General features: G+C 64.1%; 25 protein-coding genes. 13 read left to right on the top strand and 12 right to left on the bottom strand.

From position 1 onward, the window contains the following. Window positions 1-66: 66 nt before the first annotated feature. A complete protein-coding gene (locus tag LC298_RS03660) occupies window positions 67-954 on the bottom strand; it encodes a bifunctional transcriptional activator/DNA repair enzyme AdaA (RefSeq protein ID WP_131564575.1) in 888 nt (295 codons plus the stop codon). A 66-nt stretch (window positions 955-1020) separates the two neighbouring features. Next, window positions 1021-1515: a DUF2244 domain-containing protein gene (locus LC298_RS03655; RefSeq protein WP_131564576.1), complete on the bottom strand. Its 495-nt coding sequence runs from the start codon at window positions 1513-1515 to the stop codon at window positions 1021-1023. 22 nt (window positions 1516-1537) lie between these two features. On the opposite strand from LC298_RS03655, the gene nth reads away from it, so the two are divergent. Beyond that, window positions 1538-2293, top strand: coding sequence for an endonuclease III (gene nth, locus LC298_RS03650; protein WP_131564578.1), 756 nt, complete (start codon window positions 1538-1540; stop codon window positions 2291-2293). 48 nt (window positions 2294-2341) lie between these two features. After that, window positions 2342-3079 (top strand): class I SAM-dependent methyltransferase, encoded by a 738-nt coding sequence (locus LC298_RS03645; RefSeq protein WP_131564580.1) that lies wholly within the window; start codon window positions 2342-2344, stop codon window positions 3077-3079. Window positions 3080-3107: 28 nt separating this feature from the next. Here LC298_RS03645 and LC298_RS03640 read toward each other — a convergent pair whose 3' ends face one another. Continuing rightward, on the bottom strand, window positions 3108-3851 hold the full coding sequence (locus tag LC298_RS03640; protein ID WP_131564582.1) for a sulfate transporter family protein: 744 nt from the start codon (window positions 3849-3851) through the stop codon (window positions 3108-3110). Between the two features lie 118 nt (window positions 3852-3969). Between LC298_RS03640 and LC298_RS03635 the strand changes: the two genes are divergently transcribed. Next, window positions 3970-4968, top strand: coding sequence for an adenosine kinase (locus LC298_RS03635; RefSeq protein ID WP_131564584.1), 999 nt, complete (start codon window positions 3970-3972; stop codon window positions 4966-4968). 14 nt (window positions 4969-4982) lie between these two features. Here the strand turns inward: LC298_RS03635 and grpE are convergent, their stop codons facing one another. Both grpE and hrcA read right to left on the bottom strand, forming a co-directional pair. Further along, window positions 4983-5717: a nucleotide exchange factor GrpE gene (grpE, locus tag LC298_RS03630; protein ID WP_131564586.1), complete on the bottom strand. Its 735-nt coding sequence runs from the start codon at window positions 5715-5717 to the stop codon at window positions 4983-4985. A gap of 74 nt (window positions 5718-5791) precedes the next feature. Next, window positions 5792-6862: a heat-inducible transcriptional repressor HrcA gene (gene hrcA / locus LC298_RS03625; protein WP_131564588.1), complete on the bottom strand. Its 1071-nt coding sequence runs from the start codon at window positions 6860-6862 to the stop codon at window positions 5792-5794. A gap of 154 nt (window positions 6863-7016) precedes the next feature. Here hrcA and rph point away from each other — a divergent pair, with 154 nt between their 5' ends. The 8 genes from rph to LC298_RS03585 all read left to right on the top strand — a co-directional run bounded on the left by rph (window position 7017) and on the right by LC298_RS03585 (window position 13894). Beyond that, the gene (rph, locus tag LC298_RS03620; RefSeq protein ID WP_131564589.1) at window positions 7017-7739 is read left to right on the top strand and encodes a ribonuclease PH; all 723 of its coding nucleotides are present in this window, start codon (window positions 7017-7019) and stop codon (window positions 7737-7739) included. A gap of 3 nt (window positions 7740-7742) precedes the next feature. Continuing rightward, entirely contained in the window at window positions 7743-8159 is a 417-nt protein-coding gene (locus LC298_RS03615) for a VOC family protein (RefSeq protein ID WP_131564591.1), read from the top strand. Next, on the top strand, window positions 8156-8806 hold the full coding sequence (locus tag LC298_RS03610; protein WP_263289011.1) for a non-canonical purine NTP pyrophosphatase: 651 nt from the start codon (window positions 8156-8158) through the stop codon (window positions 8804-8806). Before LC298_RS03615 ends, LC298_RS03610 begins: the two co-directional genes overlap by 4 nt. Next, complete coding sequence (hemW, locus tag LC298_RS03605; RefSeq protein ID WP_131564593.1) at window positions 8784-9986, top strand: radical SAM family heme chaperone HemW; 1203 nt, start codon at window positions 8784-8786, stop codon at window positions 9984-9986. Before LC298_RS03610 ends, hemW begins: the two co-directional genes overlap by 23 nt. Then, window positions 9983-10879: a 16S rRNA (cytidine(1402)-2'-O)-methyltransferase gene (gene rsmI, locus LC298_RS03600; RefSeq protein WP_131564595.1), complete on the top strand. Its 897-nt coding sequence runs from the start codon at window positions 9983-9985 to the stop codon at window positions 10877-10879. Before hemW ends, rsmI begins: the two co-directional genes overlap by 4 nt. Then, window positions 10869-11237, top strand: coding sequence for a YraN family protein (locus LC298_RS03595; protein ID WP_131564597.1), 369 nt, complete (start codon window positions 10869-10871; stop codon window positions 11235-11237). The genes rsmI and LC298_RS03595 overlap by 11 nt, the downstream gene beginning before the upstream one ends. 57 nt (window positions 11238-11294) lie before the next feature. Further along, the gene (gene gshB / locus LC298_RS03590) at window positions 11295-12233 is read left to right on the top strand and encodes a glutathione synthase (RefSeq protein ID WP_131564599.1); all 939 of its coding nucleotides are present in this window, start codon (window positions 11295-11297) and stop codon (window positions 12231-12233) included. Between the two features lie 128 nt (window positions 12234-12361). After that, window positions 12362-13894 (top strand): YifB family Mg chelatase-like AAA ATPase, encoded by a 1533-nt coding sequence (locus LC298_RS03585; protein WP_131564602.1) that lies wholly within the window; start codon window positions 12362-12364, stop codon window positions 13892-13894. A gap of 820 nt (window positions 13895-14714) precedes the next feature. On the opposite strand, the gene LC298_RS03580 is transcribed toward LC298_RS03585, so the two are convergent. Next, a complete protein-coding gene (locus LC298_RS03580; protein ID WP_131564604.1) occupies window positions 14715-15332 on the bottom strand; it encodes a LysE family translocator in 618 nt (205 codons plus the stop codon). 2 nt (window positions 15333-15334) lie between these two features. After that, window positions 15335-15793 carry a dUTP diphosphatase gene (gene dut, locus LC298_RS03575; protein WP_428977520.1) on the bottom strand — a complete coding sequence of 153 codons (459 nt, stop codon included), beginning with the start codon at window positions 15791-15793 and terminating at the stop codon, window positions 15335-15337. A gap of 97 nt (window positions 15794-15890) precedes the next feature. Between dut and LC298_RS03570 the strand changes: the two genes are divergently transcribed. Then, window positions 15891-17483, top strand: a complete 1593-nt coding sequence (locus tag LC298_RS03570; protein WP_131564606.1) for a peptide chain release factor 3 — start codon at window positions 15891-15893, stop codon at window positions 17481-17483. 3 nt (window positions 17484-17486) lie between these two features. On the opposite strand, the gene LC298_RS03565 is transcribed toward LC298_RS03570, so the two are convergent. The 4 genes from LC298_RS03565 to LC298_RS03550 all read right to left on the bottom strand — a co-directional run bounded on the left by LC298_RS03565 (window position 17487) and on the right by LC298_RS03550 (window position 20614). Beyond that, window positions 17487-17891, bottom strand: a complete 405-nt coding sequence (locus tag LC298_RS03565; protein WP_131564608.1) for a GFA family protein — start codon at window positions 17889-17891, stop codon at window positions 17487-17489. Window positions 17892-18011: 120 nt separating this feature from the next. Further along, window positions 18012-19583, bottom strand: a complete 1572-nt coding sequence (locus tag LC298_RS03560) for a GMC family oxidoreductase (protein ID WP_131564610.1) — start codon at window positions 19581-19583, stop codon at window positions 18012-18014. 33 nt (window positions 19584-19616) lie between these two features. Continuing rightward, complete coding sequence (locus LC298_RS03555) at window positions 19617-20159, bottom strand: twin-arginine translocation signal domain-containing protein (RefSeq protein WP_131564612.1); 543 nt, start codon at window positions 20157-20159, stop codon at window positions 19617-19619. Between the two features lie 59 nt (window positions 20160-20218). Further along, window positions 20219-20614, bottom strand: coding sequence for a VOC family protein (locus LC298_RS03550; RefSeq protein WP_131564614.1), 396 nt, complete (start codon window positions 20612-20614; stop codon window positions 20219-20221). A 229-nt stretch (window positions 20615-20843) separates the two neighbouring features. Between LC298_RS03550 and LC298_RS03545 the strand changes: the two genes are divergently transcribed. After that, window positions 20844-21149, top strand: coding sequence for a ribbon-helix-helix domain-containing protein (locus tag LC298_RS03545; protein WP_131564616.1), 306 nt, complete (start codon window positions 20844-20846; stop codon window positions 21147-21149). Here the strand turns inward: LC298_RS03545 and LC298_RS03540 are convergent. Beyond that, window positions 21122-21604, bottom strand: a complete 483-nt coding sequence (locus tag LC298_RS03540; RefSeq protein ID WP_223385520.1) for a MarR family winged helix-turn-helix transcriptional regulator — start codon at window positions 21602-21604, stop codon at window positions 21122-21124. The two genes, LC298_RS03545 and LC298_RS03540, sit on opposite strands and share 28 nt — an antisense overlap. Window positions 21605-21755 lie beyond the last annotated feature (151 nt).

The following is a 21755-nucleotide window of genomic DNA, read 5'->3' as shown; positions in this document are numbered from 1 at the left end:
AGCCGATCAGCCTGGCGGCTTCGCGCTTGCGTTCGAAGTGCTCATGATGTGCGAGGTAGCGGAGTATCAGCGCGTCGCCAGCTGCCCGGCTTCCCAGCCGAGAATGGCGCGCTTGCGCGTCAGGCCCCAGTGATAGCCGGTCAGTGCGCCGGATTTTCCCACCGCCCGGTGGCACGGCACCACGAAGGAGACCGGGTTGGCGCCGACCGCCGCGCCAACGGCGCGCGAGGCCTTCGGCCTGCCGATGTCCGATGCGATGTCGGAATAGGCAACGGCCTTCCCCATCGGAATCTTCAGAAGCGCGTTCCAGACGCTGACCTGGAAATCGGTTCCGATCAGCACGACGCGAAGCGGCTGGTCGGAGCGCCAGTTCGCGGGGTCGAAGATCCGCGCCGCGTATGGCGCCGTCGCGCCCATGTCCTCGAAATGATGCGCGTTCGGCCAGCGGCCTTGCATGTCGGCCAGCGCCTCGCGCTCCGAGCCGGGGTCGCAGAACGCCAGACCCGCCAGCCCGCGATCGGTGACCATCACAAGCGCCAGCCCGAACGGGCAGATATGGAACCCGTATCGCATGGAAAGGCCGCCGCCGCGCGCCTTGAACTCGCCGGGCGACATCGCCTCGTGCGTGACGAACAGATCGTGCAGCCGCCCGGGACCGGAATACCCGACCTCGTAGGCCGTCTCGAGCAGCGGCAGGTCGCTGGCGAGCAGCCGCCGCGCGTGATCGAGCGTCACCGCCTGCAAGAATCCCTTCGGCGACAGCCCGGCCCAGCGCGTGAACAGTTTTTGCAGCGCGGTCGGCGACATGCCGGCATTGGCCGCAAGTTCCTCGAGCGACGGCTGATCGCGGTAGTTCTCGCTGATGTCCTCGATCACCCGGCGCACGACGTCATATTCATGGCCGGGCTTGGCTTCATCGAGAAGGATGGTGTGCGGCTGCGTTGCGATGGTCATGACGGTGTCCTCTGAAAGGAGAATTGACCATGGTCGGGTGGCGCGCGCCACCCGAATCTTGCTGGTCTAGCGCCGCGCCGTCGCCAGCGCGTGCGAAAACGCCGTCGCGAAACTTTCGCGATCGTCTGGATTGAGGAAATGCCCGACGCTGGTCGATCTGCCCTCACCGGTCACCTGCATCCCCGTGATCCCGATTTCCCGGTGCCGGTCCACCTGGAACCGCGCCCAGAACGGATTGTAGAGATGGTCGGTTGCCCGTCCGCCGGGCGTCACCTTGCGAATCAGCAGCTCGGTGCGAGAAACCCGCACCTCCTCGCGGGCCCGGGCGGCGCGGTAGTTCAGTTGGAAGGCGAGAAAGAGCGCAACCAGATCGAGTCCCAGAAACGTCGCCACGGGCCATGCGCCGGTGATGAAAAAGAAAAATCCCTGAACGAAGAGAACGCCGCAGCTCAAGATCATCAGGAGGACGAAGCCGTTCCTGGAAAGCGAGCGATGCGGCGTTAGCAGCGCCGAGAAGACAGGGCGCTCTTCACCCCGTGCCGTTTGCGTTGTTTCGCTCATGGGCACAGAATATAGGGGAGGGATGCAAAAGCCAAAGTCCGAAAGCGCAGCCACTCCCCCGAAATCGAAATCCCGCCGCAAGTCGCTTCCGCGCACCCGTTACAGCCGCGCCGAGATCCACGAGATCTTCCGGCGTTTTTCGATCCAGCGGCCTGAGCCGAGGGGCGAGCTCGCCCATGTGAACCCGTTCACGCTGGTCGTCGCCGTGGCGCTGTCGGCCCAGGCGACCGATGCCGGGGTCAACAGGGCGACGAAGGCGCTGTTCGAGATCGCCGACACGCCGGAGAAGATGCTGGCGCTCGGCGAGGAGAAGGTCGGGGAGTACATCCGTACGATCGGCCTGTGGCGCAACAAGGCCAAGAACGTGATCGCCCTGTCGCAAAAGCTGGTGGATGATTTTCGCGGCGAGGTGCCGCGCACCCGCGAGGAACTGGTGACATTGCCGGGCGTCGGCCGCAAGACCGCCAATGTCGTCATGTCCATGGCCTTCGGCGTGCCGACCATGGCTGTCGACACCCATATCTTCAGGATCGGCAACCGCATCGGTCTGGCGCCGGGCAAAACCCCGGACGAGGTCGAGGATATCCTGATGCGGGTGGTGCCCGGCGAATATCTCTACCATGCCCATCACTGGCTGATCCTGCACGGCCGCTATGTCTGCAAGGCGCGCAAGCCCGAATGCGAGCGGTGCGTGATCGCGGATATCTGCAAGTCGAAGGAAAAGACCACCGACATTCCCGCGCCGCTGGTCGAATTGCCGGCGCAGATGATCGGGTGATGTGCCCTGCCTCGCGCGTGCAGAATTTGAATAAGACCGGGATTGGGTATGTCCGATAAGCTCTTCAGCGACCCGGAACTCGCTCAGTTCTATGACCAGGACAATCGCTGGGACTCGGATAAAGACTTCTGCTTGAAACTGGCGGGCACCGCATCATCCGTGCTCGATCTGGGGTGTGGGACCGGCGAACTTGCCACCGTGCTTTCCAGAACCAGACGGGCAACCGGCGTGGATCCGGCGGCGGCTATGCTTGATGTGGCCAGAGGTCGCCAAGGGAGCGATCGGGTGCAGTGGATCGAGGCGGATGCGCGCAGCGTGCGACTCGCGGAGCGGTTCGATCTGATTGTCATGACGGGGCATGCATTTCAGTGCCTCCTGGAGCCGGAGGATCAGGCGTCAGTGTGCAAAACGATTGCGGCTCATCTGGAGCCCGAAGGTACATTCGTCTTCGACAGTCGGAACCCGGAATTTGAGGAGTGGCGCAACTGGACGCCGGAACAAACGCGCACTGTGATCGACCATCCGGTGCTGGGACCGGTCGAACGGTTGATTGACGCTGCATTCAATCCCGATAATCAGATCGTGACATATCTGACGTTGTATACGGCGGTCCGGTCCGGCCGATCATGGCGGGCATCGTCGCAAATCCGGTTTTCACCGAAGGAGGATGTGGCAGCCGCCATCTCCGCCGCCGGTCTGCATGCAGACAGATGGATGGGCGACTGGAATGGCAACCCTTTTAAACCGGGGGCCAGAGAGATTATTCCTTTAGGCGGCCTCGTTTAAATGATGTTGCAGGTCATGGCCGACTCGGTCAGGCCGCGACCCTCTCGGACCGTCGTGTGCGCGCCGCTTCTTTGGCGGCGATCGCTTTGTGCAGATGCACCATCATCGCCGCGCCGAACAGCGGCGTCAGCAGGTTGACGACGGGAACAGCCAGGAAGGCGGCCAGAACAAGGCCGGCGCCGAAGATTGTGCCCGAGTATTTCGAGCGCAGCGCACGAACGGTCTCCTCGCTCCCGAACCGTCTGGCGGCGAATTCGAAATATTCGCGGCCGAGCAGGTAGCCGTTGACCACGAAGAAGGCGATCAGGTTGATCCCCGGCACCAGCAGCAGGGCAAGCGCAAGCAGGTTGCCGAGAACGACCACGCCGGCGAATTTGACCGAAAGCCAAACGCCTTCGACGATCGGCAGCGCCTTGCCCGGCGGATCCGACGGGTACTCCGCCTTCTCCAGATGTTCGGCTGCGTCGTCGAGAAACAGGCCGGCGATCAGCGCGCTTGCCGGCCCGATGAGGAAGGCGAGGCCCGCAGCCAGAGCGATTCCGGCGGCAATCGCCGTGAAAAGCGAGATCCATCCGGTCCATTCGGGCAGCGAATAGTTGAAGGCCACCATGTCGCTGACCCATGGCAGCGCAAGCTCGGTGACGCCCGAGGCAATTGCGAACCACAGCGCGATCAGCGCCAGGATGGTCAGCCCGAGGGTTTTCCACAGGACGCCCCGCATGGCGGGATCGGCGAGTGCGCGAAGGGCCTTGGAAGCAGAAGAGAAGATCATCCCCGTCACATGGCGACGCAAAGGCCGGTTGGCAAGATGCCGCAAATCGCGCCGGCCTCTTCTCATTCCCGGTGCAAGCCGCTAAACGCCCCCGGAAGCAGCATCCCCGGGGGGTTTCATGTCCGAATTTGACGTTCTTTGTATCGGCAACGCGATTGTCGACATCATCGCGCGCGCCGAAGACGATTTTCTGCACGAGAACGGCATCATCAAGGGCGCGATGAACCTGATCGACGCCGAGCGTGCCGAGCTTCTTTACGAGCGCATGGGCCCGGCGATCGAAACCTCCGGCGGCAGCGCCGGAAACACCGCCGCGGGCATCGCCAGCCTTGGCGGAAGCGCCGCGTTCTTCGGCAAGGTATGCCAGGATCATCTCGGAGGCATTTACCGCCACGACATCCGCGCCCAGGGCGTGGCCTTCGATACCGGCCCGCTGAACGGTCACCCGCCCACCGCGCGCTCGATGATCTTCGTCACGCCGGACGGTGAGCGTTCGATGAACACCTATCTCGGCGCGTGTGTGGAGCTTGGCCCGGATGATGTCGAGGAAGCCAAGGTGGCCGCCTCGAAGGTCACCTATTTCGAGGGCTATCTCTGGGATCCGCCGCGCGCCAAGGAGGCGATTCGCGCGTCCGCCGAAATCGCTCACTCGCATGGCCGCGAAGTGGCGATGACGCTGTCCGATCCGTTCTGTGTGGATCGCTATCGCGACGAGTTTCTCGACCTCATGCGTTCGGGAACCGTCGATATCGTCTTCGCCAATCAGGACGAGCTGAAGTCGCTTTATCAGACGGCGGATTTCGACACAGCGCTCGCCGCGATCCGCGAGGACTGCGCGCTCGGCGTGGTGACACGCTCGGAGCTGGGGTCGATCGCCGTGCGCAAGGGCGAGACGGCGAGTGTCGCGGCACACGAGATCGACGACCTGGTCGATACGACCGGCGCGGGCGATCTCTACGCCGCAGGGTTCCTGCACGGCTACACCGCAGGGCGCTCCCTTGAGGACTGCGCCAATCTCGGCTCGCTTGCCGCCGCGATCATCATCCAGCAGATCGGGCCGCGCCCGCAGGTGTCATTGCGCCAGGCCGCCATTGATGGCGGCCTGATCAGGGGCTGAGGACACAGCGTCCGTCAGGCGTCCTTCTCAGCCTGCGGATTGGGCGCGCCAGGTTCGGTCTCGGCGTTCTGCTTGGGCCCGCCCTTGGCGACCCCGACCATGGCCGGGCGCAGCACCCGGTCGCCGATCCGGTAACCTGCCTGCACCACCTGGACCACGGTGTTGTTGGGAACTTCCGGGTTCGGCACCTCGAACATCGCCTGATGGAAGTTCGGGTCGAACTTCTGGTTCTCCGGCTCCAGCTTTTTAACGCCGTGCCGCTCCATCGCCGAATGCATGGATTTTTCGGTGAGTTCGACACCCTCGATCAGGTTTTTCAGCGTATCGTCGGCGGTTTCACGCTGCTCGGCGGTGACCGCCTCGATCGCGCGGCGCAGATTGTCGGCGACCGCCAGCATGTCACGGGCAAAGCCCGAGATCGCGAACGCGCGCGCGTCCTTGACCTCGCGCTCGGTGCGCCGGCGAAGATTTTCCATGTCGGCCGCGAGCCGCAGCAGGCGATCCTTCATGTCGTTGTTTTCGGCCTGGAGCTCGGTGATCTCGTTGGCGATGGTCTCGGCGTCGTCGCCCTCCACATCGTCATATTCGTAGGCGCTCTCGTCGGGTGTCTCGGCGCTCCACGCCGACTTCCGGCCGGCCTTGCGGTCCTGCTTCAGGAGTTCGTCCGCGGCCCGCTTGAGACCTTCGCGGTCGTTCGGATTGATCTTGGGTCGCGCATTTTCTTCCGGCGCGTTCTTGTCGTCAGCCATCTCGGGTCTTCCGTTTCGATCGGGAGTTTTGTTGCCGCGATATCGAGGTTTGAGCTCCAAAAATCAAGGGTGCCCTAGCTCTTCTCTATCAGCTTGCCGATCAGTTGGGCGGTATAGTCGACCACCGGAACGATGCGCGCATAGTTAAGCCGTGTCGGTCCGATGATGCCGATCGCCCCGACGACATGCCGGTTGGCGTCGCGATAGGGCGCGACCACAAGCGACGATCCGGAAAGCGAAAACAACCGGTTCTCCGAACCGATGAAGATGCGCACCCCCGATCCCGATTCCGTCAGGTCGAGCATGCGGATGATCTCGTCCTTGCGCTCCAGTTCGTCGAAAAGAAGCTTCAGGCGGTCGATCTGCTCCTGATCCTGCGCGCGTTCGATCAGGTTCGACCGGCCGCGTACGATCAGTTGGGCCGGCTGGCCGGCTTCACTGCCCGACCAGAACGCCAGGCCGCGTTCGATCAGGTCGGCGCTCACGGTATCGACCTCGGTCTTCAGCGCCTCTCGGCGCTCCTCGATCACGCGCTTCGCATCGCCGAGGGATTTGTCGCGCGCGTGATGATTGAGATAGTTGGCCGCCTCCGACAATTGCGCCGTCGTCGTCCCGGCGGGTATGTCGACGACCCGGTTTTCGACATCGCCATTGCCCCAGACGAGCACGGCGAGCGCCTTGCCTTCTTCCAGCCGGATGAACTCGATGTGTTTCAGCACCCCTTCCCGCTTCGAGGTCAGAACCAGACCCGCGCCGCGCGAAAGGCCGGAGAGCATCTGGCTGGCGTCGGTCAGAAGCTTGTCGAGCGACGGTGAGTCGTTGTCGCGCTTGACCTGCGATTCGATCAGTTTGCGTTCGTTCTCGTCGACTTCACCCGTATCCATGAACGCGTCGACGAAGAACCGCAGCCCCTGCTCGGTCGGCAGCCGGCCTGCGGACACGTGCGGCGAATAGATCAGGCCGAGCGCCTCGAGATCGCTCATGACGTTGCGCACCGAGGCCGGCGACAGCGAGACGGGCAGCATCTTCGACAAGGTGCGTGATCCGAGAGGTTCGCCCTCGTCGAGATAGCCCTCGACGATCAGGCGGAAGATGTCGCGCGACCGTTCGTCCAGCGATGCATTGAGGTCTGTCGGCTTGGCCATGTTCACGGTCGTTCTCCGGTATGCCACTCATATATTATTGCGCTCGCCGCAAACAAATATCGGATCCGAGCCTGATCAGTGAGGCGGAGTCCCCTAGGCATATCCGGGACGTTCCTCTAGAAGGGCGCGACATTCAAGCGACAAGAGGTTTCCCATGCCACGTCCTTCAGGACGAATGCCCGATCAGATGCGCACCGTCAGCTTCGACCGCGGCGTTTCCAAACACGCCGAAGGCTCCTGCCTGGTCAAATTCGGCGACACGCACGTCCTGTGCACCGCCAGTCTGGAAGAGCGCGTGCCGCCATGGATGCGCAACAGCGGGCGCGGCTGGGTGACAGCCGAGTACGGCATGCTGCCGCGTTCGACCGGCGACCGGATGCGCCGCGAGGCCTCGTCGGGCAAGCAGGGCGGCCGGACGCTGGAAATCCAGCGCCTGATTGGCCGCTCGATGCGCGCGGTCGTCGATCTCGAAGCGCTCGGCGAGCGCCAGATCACCATCGATTGCGACGTCATCCAGGCCGATGGCGGCACCCGGACGGCCGCAATCACCGGCGGCTGGGTCGCCCTGCACGATTGCCTCGACTGGATGCACCAGCGCCAGATGGCGTCGAAGACGCGGATTCTGAAGGATCACATCGCCGCGGTGTCCTGCGGCATCTTCGACGGGAACCCCGTCACCGATCTGGATTACGCGGAGGATTCCGCCGCCGAGACCGATGCCAACTTCGTCATGACCGGCCAGGGCGGCATCGTCGAGATTCAGGGAACCGCCGAGGGCGCCCCGTTCAGCCGCGAGCAGTTCGACGCGCTGTTCGAACATGCGCGCAATACCATCGCGCAACTCGTCGACCTGCAGAAGCAGGCGATCGGAGCCTGACGGATGGCCCTTGTCCCGGACGGCATCCTGGAGACCGCGCTCTATGTGCGCGATCTCGACAGCGCCGAACGCTTCTACGGCGGAACGCTGGGACTCGAGAAAATCGTCCGGGTGGAGGGGCGGCACGTTTTCTTCCGGTGCGGTGACGGGATTTTGCTGCTGTTCATCGCATCGGAGACGGTTCGCCCGCCATCCAATCCGGCCCTGCCGGTCCCGGCGCACGGAATGCGCGGGGCGGGCCATGCATGTTTCCGGGTTGAGTCCGACAAGATGGAGCCCTGGCGGCAGCATCTGGAGGAAGAGGGGGTGGGCATAGAGGCCGACTTCCGCTGGCCGAACGGCGCCCGGTCGATCTATTTCCGCGATCCGGCGGGCAACAGCCTGGAGATCGCCGAACCGAAACTGTGGGACCTCGAATGATTCGCAAACTTCAACCGGGCAAGCTTGTTCTCGCCACCCACAATGGCAGCAAACTGCGCGAGATTCGCGACCTCATCGGGCCGTTCGGCTTCGAGGTGACATCGGCCGGTGAACTCGGTCTTGCCGAGCCGGCGGAAGAGGGAACGACCTTCGAGGAAAATGCCAGGACAAAGGCGCTCGCCGCGGCGCGGGCGACCGGTCTCCCTGCCCTCTCCGACGACAGCGGCATCTGCGTCGACGCGCTCGATGGCGCGCCGGGTGTGCACACCGCCGACTGGGCGGAACTGCCCGATGGCAGCCGGGACTTCGCCATGGCGATGCGCAATGTCGAGGAAAAGCTTGCCGGGAAGGGCGCCGCGACGCCGGAACAGCGCGGCGCGCGTTTCGTTTCGGTTCTGTGCATGGCATGGCCCGACGAGCACGTCGAATTCTTTCGGGGCGAAGTTGCAGGCACATTGGTCTGGCCCCCGCGCGGAAAGCTCGGCTTCGGCTACGACCCGGTTTTCAGGCCCGACGGTTACGACATCACCTTCGGCGAGATGACGGCGGAGGAGAAACACGGGTGGAAGCCCGGGGACGCCGAGGCGCTGTCGCACCGCGCCCGCGCCTTCAAGAGATTTGCCCATGAGTGCCTTGGCGTCGATTGACAGCGCCCCGCCGCGCCCGCTCAACGGCGACGACGGCTCGCCGGGTTTCGGCATTTACATCCACTGGCCGTTCTGCGCGGCGAAGTGCCCCTACTGCGACTTCAACTCCCATGTCCGTCATCGTCCGGTCGACCAGTCCCGTTTCGTCGAGGCATTCCTGCGCGAGATGGAGACGATGCGCGGCTGGACCGGTCCGCGCGAGGTGACCAGCGTCTTCATCGGCGGCGGCACGCCCTCGCTGATGCAAGCCGGGACCGTCGGGGCGCTGCTGGAGGCCGTCGACCGGTTGTGGGGCCTGCCTGATGGTATCGAGATTACCATGGAAGCCAATCCGTCCTCGGTTGACGCCGGCCGATTCCGGGGATACCGCGCCGCCGGCGTCAACCGCCTGTCGCTCGGCGTGCAGGCGCTCAACGACGCCGATCTGAAATGGTTGGGGCGGCTGCACGACACCGATGAAGCGCTGAAAGCCATCGCGCTTGCCCGCGAGACCTTCCCGCGCCTGTCCTTCGACCTGATCTACGCCCGCCCCGGCCAGACGCCGGAGCAATGGGAAGCCGAGTTGCGTCAGGCTGCGCGACATGCCGCCGACCATATGTCGCTCTACCAGCTCACCATCGAGGACGGCACGCCGTTCAAGGCGCTTTACGACGCCGGCAAGTTCGAGGTGCCGGACCCCGACCGCGCCGCCGACCTGTTCGAACTCACCGACGCGGTGACGGCCGAAATCGGGCTTCCGGCCTACGAGGTCTCCAACCACGCGGTGCCCGGCTCCGAGTCCCGCCACAACCTCACCTACTGGCGCTATGGCGATTACGCCGGCATCGGTCCGGGCGCCCATGGCCGCTTCGTCGGCGACGGCGGCAAGCGCGTCACCATAACCGAACGCCATCCGGAAAGCTGGGCGGCCCGGGTCATCGAACACGGCCACGGCGTGGTCGAGGAGGAGGCCCTCGGCGCCGGAGCGCAGGGAGACGAGTTGCTGCTGATGGGTCTCCGGCTTGTCGAGGGCGTCGATCTGGCCCGTCATGAAATGCTTACCGGCCGCGCCCTCGATACCTCCCGCATAGCCCAACTTCAGGAACAGGGGCTGCTCGAGCCGGTCGCCAACAGCCGCATCCGCGCGACCCTGTCCGGCCGTCTGGTCCTCAACGCCCTGATCGCCGAGCTTGCGGCATGAGCGGCGAGCGGACCTTCCTCGTCGGCGGTCACCTGCTGACCGCGCCGCCGCTCGAACCGGCGCTGTATGTGGTCGCTACGCCGATCGGCAATCTCGGCGACATCACTATCCGCGCGCTCGAAACCCTCGCCGCCGCCGACATCCTGGCCTGCGAGGACACGCGCATCACCCGCCGCCTGCTCGAGCGCTACGACATCCGCCGCAGGCCCGTCGCCTATCACGAGCACAATGCCGACGTCGCCGGCGCGCGTCTGCTGGAGGCGCTCGCCGCCGGAAAATCCGTGGCGCTGGCGTCGGACGCCGGAACGCCGCTCGTATCCGATCCGGGCTTCCGCCTTGTGACGGCCGCGCGCGAGGCGGGCCATCGCGTGATCCCGCTGCCGGGCGCATCCGCCCCTCTCGCCGCGCTGGCTGCCTCGGGAATGCCCTCCGATGATTTTCGCTTCATCGGCTTTTTGCCGGCGAAGGACGCCGCGCGCCGCGCCCGTCTTTCGGAACTCGCAAGCCTTCCCTCCACACTTATCCTCTTCGAGGCGCCCGTCCGGCTGAACCCGACCCTTGCCGCCATCGCCGAAACGATGGGCGGGGAGCGCCCGGTCACCGTCGCCCGCGAATTGACCAAGCGTTTCGAGACCGTCCGGACGGGAGCTGTGAAGGACATCGGCGCCGAGTTCGCGGCCGGCCCGGTGAAGGGCGAGATCGTCATCCTGGTCGCGCCCGCGCCTTCCGGCGAGACCGAATGGACGCCGGAGAAGCTCGATAACCTGCTCGCCGATCTGCTGGAGACCATGCCGGTGTCGAAGGCCGCCCGCGAAGCCGCCGAGACCACCGGTCTGCCGAAGAACGAGCTCTACCGCCGCCTTCTGGAACTGAAGGACGGCGATGGATCGTAAGCCGGACAGGAAGCGCCGCGCGGCTTACGCGCTCGGCCACCGCAGCGAGGCGCTTGCCGCCTGGGCGCTCCGCCTGAAGGGCTTTCGCATTATCGCGACGCGGTTCCGCACGCCCGCCGGCGAGATCGACCTGATCGCGCGGCGCGGCGATCTCGTCGCCATCGTCGAGGTCAAGGCCCGGCGCACGCTGATCGAGGCAATGGATGCGATCACGCCGACCGCGCTTCGCCGCATCGAGGCCGCCGCCGACATCTGGCACGGCCGCCAGCCGGATCACGCCCGCCTGTCGCTGCGCTTCGACATGGTGGCGATCCTGCCGCGGCGCTGGCCGGTCCATGTGCCGGCAATCCACCCCTGATTGATTTTCCGCCCCGAACCAGCCACTTATCGCACGCCAGCCAACGGGAATACGTTCATGCCGCTCAAGGTCGCCGTCCAGATGGACCACATCTCAACCGTGCAGATTGCCGGCGATTCGACCTTCGCCATGTGCCTGGAGGCGCAAGCGCGCGGCCACGAGCTGTTCCACTACACGCCCGACCGGCTGACCCAGCGCGACGGTCTGGTGACTGCCCGCGTCGAGCCGATGCAGGTCCGCGACGTCAAGGGCGATCACTACACGCTCGGTGAGGCGGTGCGCACCGATCTGTCGGAGATGGATGTCGTCTTGCTGCGGCAGGACCCGCCCTTCGACATGAACTACATCACGACGACCCATATCCTCGATCGCATTCACCCGCAGACGCTGGTCGTCAACGATCCCGCCTGGGTGCGCAATTCGCCGGAGAAGATCTTCGTCACCGAATTCGCCGACCTGATGCCGGAGACGATGATCACCAAGGATATCGCCGAGATTCGCCATTTCCGGAAGGAATTTGGCGACATCATCGTCAAGCCGATCTACGGCAATGGCGGCGCGGGCGTCTTCCACCTGCGCGACGGCGACCGCAACCTGACCTCCCTGCTCGAAATGTTCGAGCAGATGACCCGCGAGCCGCTGATCGTGCAGCGCTATCTCTCCGACGTGCGCGCCGGCGACAAGCGCATCATCCTGATCGAAGGCGAGGCGGTCGGCGCGATCAACCGCGTCCCCGACGAGAGCGACACCCGCTCCAACATGCATGTCGGCGGCAAGGCGGTGAAGACCGAACTGACGAAGCGCGAACGGGAGATCTGCGAGCGGATCGGCCCGTCTCTGCGCGAGCGCGGATTCATCCTCGTCGGCATCGACGTCATCGGGGACTACATGACCGAGATCAACGTCACCTCGCCGACCGGCCTTCGCGAGGTGAAGAAATTCGGCGGCGCCGACATCGCCGCGCTGTTCTGGGATGCGGTGGAAGGGAAGCGGTAAGCCTCCACATACCATCCACAGCTCGCGATAATGTTCTTGCAATGTTCCGCTGTGTGAGTCTTAATACGCGAAACCGGCGGGCGGGCTAACGCTCAGGTTGTCGCCGCCGGTCAGCGGGGACTTCGCTCATGGTGTCGCGGATTTCGACGGTTTCGTTTCAGGGCATCGAGGCCGTGCCGGTCGACGTCCAGGTCATGGTCGCGCCGGGCAAGGTCAACATGCATATCGTCGGGCTCCCCGACAAGGCGGTCGCCGAGAGCCGCGAGCGGGTCCAGTCGGCGCTGCACGCCTCGGGCCTGTCGATGCCGCCGAAGAAGGTCACCGTCAATCTCGCGCCCGCCGACCTGCCGAAGGAAGGTTCCCACTTCGACCTCCCCATCGCGCTCGGTCTGATGGCGGCGCTCGGCGCGGTCCCGGCGGACGCCCTAACCGGCTACGTCGTGCTCGGCGAACTCTCGCTCGACGGCACCATCGCACCGGTCGCCGGCGTATTGCCCGCAGCCATCGCGGCGAATGCCGCCGGAAAGGGCCTGATCTGTCCGAAGGAATGCGGTTCGGAAGCCGCCTGGGCGGGCGAGGACGTCGACATCATCGCGCCCGCCAGCCTGATCTCGCTCGCCAACCATTTCCGCGGGACGCAGGTGCTGTCGCGCCCGCAGCCGGTGCGCCGCGAATTGACGTCGAAGCTGCCCGACCTCGCCGACATCAAGGGCCAGGAGACGGCCAAGCGCGCGCTGGAAGTCGCCGCCGCCGGTGGGCACAATCTGCTGATGGTCGGCCCGCCCGGCTCCGGCAAGTCGATGCTGGCGCAGCGCCTGCCCTCGATCCTGCCGCCGCTGTCGCCTGCCGAACTGCTCGACGTCTCGATGGTCGCCTCGATCGCCGGGGAACTGGCGGGCGGAAAGCTGTCCGACCGCAGGCCGTTTCGCGCGCCGCACCATTCGGCCTCCATGGCGGCGATGGTCGGCGGCGGGTTCCGCGCCCGCCCGGGCGAGGTTTCGCTCGCCCATAACGGGGTTCTGTTTCTCGACGAATTTCCCGAGTTCACGCCGCAAGTGCTGGATTCCTTGCGCCAGCCGATCGAGACAGGCGAATGCGTCATCGCGCGGGCCAACCACCGCGTTTCCTATCCGGCGCGCATCCAGCTTGTCGCGGCGATGAACCCGTGCCGGTGCGGCATGGCGGGTGAGCCGGGCCACACTTGCGCCCGCGGGCCGCGCTGCCAGGCGGATTATCAGGCCCGCATTTCCGGCCCGCTGATGGACCGGATCGATCTGCGCGTCGAGGTGCCCGCCGTGATGCCGTCGGAACTCATCCGCTCGCGCCCCGGCGAATCGAGCGAGAGCGTCGCCGTCCGCGTCGCCGCCGCCCGCAAGAGGCAGACGGACCGCTATGCCGCCCTCGGCGTCCCCGGCGTCACCACCAACGCCCATTGTCCGACCGCCCTGATCGAGGAGATCGCCGATGTCGATGCAGGCGGACTGCAATTGCTGGGCGACGCCGCCGATTCGATGAAGTTTTCCGCGCGCGGCTATCACCGAATCATGAAGGTTGCCCGCACGCTCGCCGATCTCGACGGCGCGGACCGGACCGGCCGCATCCATATCGCCGAGGCGATCTCCTACCGCATGGCCGGCGAAAGGCTGGCGGCCGCGGCCTGATCGCATTTGCCGGCGCCCATCTCTCGTCTTTCCTCGCCCCCATCAATATGGGGGAGAGGAGGCCCGAAGGGCCGGAGAGCGGGTAAGCCGTAAATCCGATCTCCCGTCCGGCGGCACGTTGATAAGGTTTTTGTCCGGTTTTCTCTAACCTGTTGTCCCGTCTCGATATTTTATTTTTTCCGCCCGGTTTCCATCAACATCTTCCGTGCTTGGCGCATACTTGTGGCACGTTCCTCCACGGGAAGCCGGGTTCATGGACCGGATGGCCAGGCGGAGGGATGCGGTGCCGGCTGGGGCGTGCGGTTCACGCCTGGCAAGAGCTTACGGCCGGGCCCTAGCCTTCAGCTTTTCGGCCGGTCCCACGGGACCGCGAGCCGTGGCCGGGAGGCGGGTGAGCAGCCGGCGGGCGGTCGATCCGATCGCACCAAACATATTCATAGAAGCGTGACGACGACCGCCCGCTTCCCATCCCGCCATGACGCCCCGGTTGGCGAAGCCGATCCGGGACAGCGAGTCATGGCCAGCAGGAAAGTATCAATGGCCAGACTGGAGACAGGGCGTGGCAACGGAGAGGCACGCCCCAAGGGCCCCGCCAGCAAGCGGAGCGACGCTTAAGGGCGGGACAGATAACGGGCCGCCAGCGAGGACCGGATAGCGGCTTGCCGCTTACGAAAGAAAAGGGGCAGGAGCTTAAGGATGGGACAGACGACTCGGCCCGCCAGCGGGGGTTCGGGCCCCTGCCAGCAACGACGCGCAGCGGAGGCTGCTTAAGGGCAGGGCAAACAATGAGGAGCTTACGGGCGGGATATACGACTACGTCTCAGCCGCTGCGGGCCACGATCACAGCGGCCGCGCCGGCGAGGCAGGTGGCCGCGAACCTGTTCAGCGCGCGAAGCGATCGGGGCGATTGCAGCAGCCGGCGCGCCCGTCCCGCCATCGCGACATAAGGGGCGAGAACGGCAAGCAGCACGAGGAATGTCAGTGCGACGAGAAGAGCCATGTCGCCAACCGTGACCGCAGACAGGTCGAGCAGTGTTGGCAGCAAGGCAAGATAGAAAACCATGGTCTTCGGGTTGCTGAGGGTGACCAGAAGTCCGGCCGAGAAGCTCGCCAGACCTCCCGTGGCCTTCCGCGCACCGACCGTTTCCGCCGTGACGCCTGTCCGCCAGAAGGACACGGCCAGCCAGACGAGATAGGCGGCGCCGAGATATTTTATCGCGACGAACACCATTCCGAAGGCCGAGGCGATATAGGCAAGCCCGAGGACCGCGGCGGTGAGGTAGATCACGTCGCCGAGCGCGAGTCCAAGCAGCATCGGGAACGTCGGCCGGAAGCCGGAACCCAGCGCCCGCGCCACCAGTGCGATCACGCCGGGACCGGGGATCGCCGCCGCCACGGCGAGTGCCAGTGCATAGGTGAGAAACCCGGCGGTCGTCATGGTCAGTGCGTTCCCGTCGACCCGAAACCGCCGCTGCCGCGCGTGGTTTCGGATGCGAGATCGCCCTCCCGCACGGCCATTTGCGTCACTGGCGCGATCACCATCTGCGCGATCCGCATGCCGCGCGTGATCTCGAACGGCGCGTCGCCGTGATTGATCAGCAGCACCTGAACCTCGCCGCGATAGTCCGCGTCGATCGTGCCCGGGGTGTTCAGGCAGGTGACGCCGTGCTTGAAGGCGAGCCCGGAACGCGGCCGGACCTGACCCTCGAAGCCGGACGGAATTTCAAAGATGAAGCCGGTCGGCGCCAGCGTCCTCTCACCGGGTGCCAGCACCAGCGGCGCGTCTTCCGGCACGGCGGCGCGCAAATCCATGCCCGCGGCTTCTTCAGACGCGTAGGCGGGCGGTTCGATACCGCTGCCATGGGGCAGGCGGACGAGTGTAATGGACAGACGCGACATGGAGCGCATTTGCAATGGCGATCCGCCGGACGTCAATTGCGAAAACCGTCCGCACCGACTAGATACGGGCGCAAACGCTTCCGCAGGAACCCACTTCATGGCCTCTCAGTTAGCCGGCGACGTCGCGCGCCGCCGAACATTTGCGATCATCTCACACCCGGACGCGGGCAAGACGACGCTGACCGAGAAACTGTTGCTGTTCGGCGGCGCGATCCAGCTTGCCGGCGAGGTCAAGGCCAAGCGCAACCGCGTCCAGTCGCGCTCCGACTGGATGAAGATCGAGCGCGAGCGCGGCATCTCCGTCGTCACCTCGGTGATGACCTTCGAGTACGGCGGCAACGTCTTCAATCTGCTCGATACGCCCGGCCACGAGGATTTCTCCGACGACACCTACCGCACGCTGACGGCGGTCGACGCCGCCGTCATGGTGATCGACGCCGCCAAGGGCATCGAGCCGCGCACACTCAAGCTGTTCGAAGTCTGCCGCCTGCGCGACATTCCGATCGTCACCTTCGTCAACAAGATGGACCGGGAGAGCCGCGACCCGTTCGAGATTCTCGACGAGATCGAACAGAAGCTGGCGCTCGACACCGCGCCGGTCACCTGGCCGATCGGACGCGCCAAGACCTTCGCCGGGACATGGAACATGGCCGCCGGTACGGTTCGCCGCGAGGATTCGCAGATCGATCCGGTTCCGGTGAACGGACCGGAATCCGATGGCGTCTCGGGCCTGCTGCCGGAGAACGAGCGCGAGACCTTCATCGAGGAAGCCACGCTCGCCCAGGAGGCGTGCCGGCCGTTCGACCGTCAGGCGTTTCTGGAAGGCCATCTGACTCCGGTCTATTTCGGGTCGGCGCTGAAGAATTACGGCGTGCGCGACCTGATCGAGGCGCTCGGCGACTTTGCCCCGAGCCCGCGCGCGCAGGAATCCGACAAGCGCCTGATCGAGGCGACGGAACCCGCGCTGACGGCCTTCGTCTTCAAGATCCAGGCCAACATGGATCCCAATCACCGCGACCGCATCGCCTTTGTCCGTGTCTGTTCCGGCAGCCTCAACCGCGGCATGAAGGCCAAGCTTGTGCGCACCGGAAAGTCGATGACCCTTTCGGCGCCGCAATTCTTCTTTGCGCACCAGCGGCAGCTGGCCGACAACGCGGTTGCCGGCGACGTGGTCGGTATTCCCAACCACGGGACGCTGCGCATCGGCGACACGCTCACGGAGGGCGAGGACCTGCTGTTTCGCGGGGTGCCGAATTTCGCGCCGGAGATCCTCCGGCGCGTTCGTCTTGGCGATGCGATGAAGGCCAAGAAGCTGAGGGAAGCGCTGCAGCAGATGGCCGAGGAAGGCGTTGTCCAGCTGTTCATTCCGGAAGACGGATCGCCGGCAATCGTCGGCGTCGTCGGCGCATTGCAGCTCGACGTTCTGAAGGAGCGCCTGAAGCAGGAATACGGTCTGCCCGTCGACTTCGAGGCCGCGCGCTTCAACGTATGCCGCTGGATTTCGCACGAGGAGCGGGGTCAGCTCGAGGCGTTCATGCAGAAGCACCGCCAGGCCATTGCTCGCGACCTCGACGGCGACCCGGTGTTCCTCGCTGAAAACGCCTTCTCTTTGAATTACGAGGCCGACCGCGCGCCGGGCATGACGTTCGATGAGATCAAGGATTACCAGATCCGCGCCAAGGCGGCCTGAAGATCAGTCGTCGTCCCGTACAGGCACTGCGCTCAGGTCCTGGCACCACGGTGCCGCGGATCGGCGCCAGACCTGCCGTTTGGGGGTCAGCTCCGCGCGCTGGTCGATGCTCCCCCAGCGCAGTCCGACGATTTTCGCCGCTTCGCCGACTCCCGTCGTGTAGAGCTGTGAACCGCATCGGCCGCAAAATGCCTGCAGGCGCTCGCGGCCGCTTTGGGCGGTCTTCACATAGATCGTGGGTTCCCCGCTGAGAATGCGCACGTTCGAAGCCTTCGTGGGCGCGGTCACCCGATAGGGCGATCCGCTCAGTTTCTGGCAGTCCGTGCAATGACAGATACCGACCAGGGTCGGATCCACATCCGCTTCATAGGTAATCTTTTCGCAGTGGCAGCGTCCGGTAATCTTCACGACTTTCCTCTCCGCGGACTAAAAAATGGCAGGTCGGGCAGAGGCTTTGCGATGGGGGTGTGGAGCGCAAGAACAAAGCGCGCCGGAGCGCGCCTTTGGGGTTACAGAACCCAGCCGGCTCTACAGATTGCCTTGGGAAAGCTGCTCGGCGAGATAATCGGCCTGCCGGATCGCCAGCGTGACGATCGTCAGTGTCGGATTTTCCGCGGCGCCGGTGGTGAACTGGCTGCCGTCTGACACGAACAGGTTGTCGATGTCGTGGCTCTGACCCCACATGTTCACGACGCCGTCTGACGCTTTTTCGCTCATCCGATTGGTGCCAAGATTGTGCGTGGATGGATAAGGCGGCGTCGGGAACGTCCGCGTAGCGCCGACAGCGTCGTAGATTGCCATGCCTTGCCTGTAGGCATGATTGCGCATGGCGATATCATTGGGGTGGTCGTCGAAATAGACATCCGGGATGGGCATGCCGTATTGGTCTTTCAACTCGCCATGGAGGCTGATCCGGTTCTTTTCCTGCGGCATGTCTTCGCCGACGATCCACATGCCGGCCATTCGGTCATAGGCATCGAGCGCCGTGGTAAACCCGCGGCCCCATCCCCCGGGATCCAGGAACGCAGCCATGAAGGGAAGGCCGAGCGCCAGCGTTTCCAGTTCATACCCGCCGACGAAGCCGCGCGACGGATCATGCCCTGCCTCGTCCTGGATGATTCCGGCCATGGTCGTGCCGCGATAGAAATTCACGGGCTTGTCGAACACGGCATAGACCGACCCGGTGGTGTGACGCATGTAGTTCTTGCCGACCTGACCCGAAGAATTCGCCAAACCGTCGGGGAACATGTTCGACGCCGAGTTGAGCAGCAATCGCGGACTCTCGATCGAGTTGCCGGCAACGCAGACGACGCGCGCCTTCTGGGTCTGCAGATTGCCCTGCGTGTCGGCGTAGACCACGCCCGTTACTTTCCCGTCGTCACCGTGCTCGATCTTTAGCACGTGTGATTCCGGCCGCACCTCCAGCCTTCCGGTCGCTTCGCCTTTCGGGATTTCTGTGTAAAGCGTAGACCATTTGGCGCCCCATTTGCAGCCTTGGAAGCAGAAACCGGTCTGCTGGCAGGCATCGCGGTCGTCTCGGTATTCAGAGTTGATCGCCATACGGCCCGTGTGCACCTTCTCGTAACCCAGCGCCTTGGCCCCGGCCTCGAATACCTTGAAATTATTGCTTCCGGGCAGTCCTGGGATGCCGTTGGTTCGGGTCACGCCCAACTTGTCTTCCGCCTTGGCGTAATAAGGCTCGAGATCGGCGAGGGTGAGCGGCCAGTCGAGCAGATTGGCCCCTTCCACCGAGCCGTAATTCGTTAATGCCTTGAATTCGTGCTCTTGGAACCGGAGCGATGCGCCGGCCCAGTGGGTCGTGGTGCCGCCAACTGCCTTCACGATCCAAGCCGGCAGATTGGGAAAGTCCCGTGACACGCGCCAATCGCCGGACGTCGTGCGATTGTCCAGCCAAGCGAGCTGGCCAAATGACTCCCATTCGTCGTTGATGAACTCGTCATACTCGATGCGCTTGCCGGCTTCGAGAATGACGACGTCGACGCCCTTTTGCGCCAATTCGTTGCCGAGTGTGCCGCCTCCTGCGCCGGAACCGATAATGACGACTACATTCTCGTCGCTTAAATCATAAGGGGCTGCCATGATATCCTCCCAAAATCCCTTGTGTCCGGGGCTTCACAGCCACTCGATGTCATCAAAACCGCGGTCGATGTATCCGCCCTCGGAGTAAGACTCGCCCTCGTAACCGAACAGCGGCCAAACCTCTTTCTGGTTATAGAGGCCGGTGACGAGACCGCCGCGCACCATCTTGAAGAAATCCGTGCTCTCGATCTGCTTCAGCACGGCCACGCGATCGTCCTCCCAGCCTAGCCCCAGATAGCCGCCGTCCCCGGCTCTGGCATCGAGATCGGCGATTGCGGCCTCGATCATGTCCTTCTTGCTAGTCTCCTTGGCTGCCATCTCTGCATCATAGCTCTTCATCGCGATGGCGTAGTATTTGTCGGGCACGTGATCGTGCGGATAGATATCGCGCGCCATCTGGATGAGCGTCGCCATGGTTTCCGGCTTGAGTGCCGTCACTTCCAGACCCCAGGCCTGGTTGACGCTCAGCACCGCCCCGCCGCTCACCACAAGCATCGCCGCTGCGCCGGCGCCTCCAGCCCGCCTGAGAAGATCGCGGCGCGAAATGCCCGGCGAATTTTGATAGACAGTCACCATCTCGATTTTCCTCCCTACGAAAAACCCCGGCGCGTGAGCGCGGCCGGGGCAATTAAAGTTCAGGTATAGCGGCCGTGCCGTTGCAGCATCTCGATTTGGTATCCGTCGGGATCGGCGACGAAGAAGAAGCGCGCGAGAAGCGCGCCGTCGCGCTCGAACTCGACGATCTTCCGCGGCTCGAATCCGGCCGCCTGAAACCGCGCATGCTCTGTGTCGAGATCGTCCACGCAAAACGCGATGTGGCCATAGCCGTCGCCAAGATCATAGGGCTCCTCGCGCCCCTTATTAATCGTCAATTCGATCTCGAAATCGTTTTCCGGATTGCGCAGGTAAACAAGCGTGAAACTGTCGAAATCGAAGCGCGTCGCGACGGCGAGGCCGAAGGCTTCCGTGTAGAACGCTACTGACCGATCCTCGTCCAGCACGCGTATCATCGAGTGAATGGCTTTCGCCAAGTGCCCCTCCCTGACGCGCTTGCGTCATGATCGCTGTGACCCAGTTAATGATATCCTGCACTCGCTCCGTGCCGAGGGGGTGGCAGTCCGCTACCACTTTTCGAAAAAGGGCTACCGCACCTATTCGAAAATCTGTGTTGTCTGACCTTCCTCTCTCGGGAATAATTGGCGCGCAAAGGCGACAAGCCGATCTGTACGGCATGAAAGTCACCAATGACGGGAGGTCCACATGTGCAACGTATTCGCCGCCCAGGATCCAGAAGGCTACCGAATCCTCAACCGCTCGATCCGTATTGCAGGACACAGCACCAGTATCCAGCTTGAGCTCGCGTTTTGGAACCTTCTGGACGAAATAGCGGCATCCCAGAATCTGTCGACGCCGAAGTTCATTTCAAAACTCTATGACGAGGCGATCGAGATCAACGGGACGGTACCGAATTTCGCCTCGATGCTGCGGACAACCTGCGCGCTCTATCTTCAAGGCGCCCGCCCGGCCGATGAGGAGCTTCAGGCGCTGTCGGATGCGGCAGCCTGAGCAAGCTCGCGATTCGCGTCCAGCAGTTTCCGGATGGAACGAAGGCCCGGCAGGACGGTATCTATCGTTCGCAGATCCTCGGTGTGCAGAATATGGGCAAACACATTGACTACGGCAGCGATCGCTTCTTCGCGAAAGGCCCGGCCGTTGGCTGTCAGGTAAACACGTTTCGAGCGCCCGTCGGTAGGATGGGGAACAATCCGCACGAAGCCGCGCGCGGAAAGGACACCGAGCGAATGGGTCATCGTCGCCTTGGTAACCTGAAGCGCCGCCGCCAGTTGGTGGGGCGTTCGCCCGTCTCCCAGCCGGACCATGTGGTTGAGAATCGCGAAGTGCGCCACGTGAACCCCGGACGGCAGACACTTCTTGAACATCGTGGAAGATAGCTGCGAGATGATCCCGATTTCGTTGAAGAAATCAAACGGCAGAGCCGGGTCGTCGGTGCGGCTGGTCACGACTTGATGCTCCGATGATACGTGTCTCCAGCGACCTACCCGATCGTTCCGCCGGATCCTGGCCGGCTTCACGCCTGGACGGTCTCGCCTGCGACCGCAAGCGCCGAACTGTTGTTTCATTTCAGGGTATTGCTGTAAAGCCTCACTCGGC

The organism is Oricola cellulosilytica (assembly GCF_019966575.1).
In the GTDB taxonomy this organism is placed as follows: Bacteria; Pseudomonadota; Alphaproteobacteria; order Rhizobiales; family Rhizobiaceae; genus Oricola; species Oricola cellulosilytica.
This window is presented reverse-complemented; position numbering and strand designations above follow the sequence as displayed.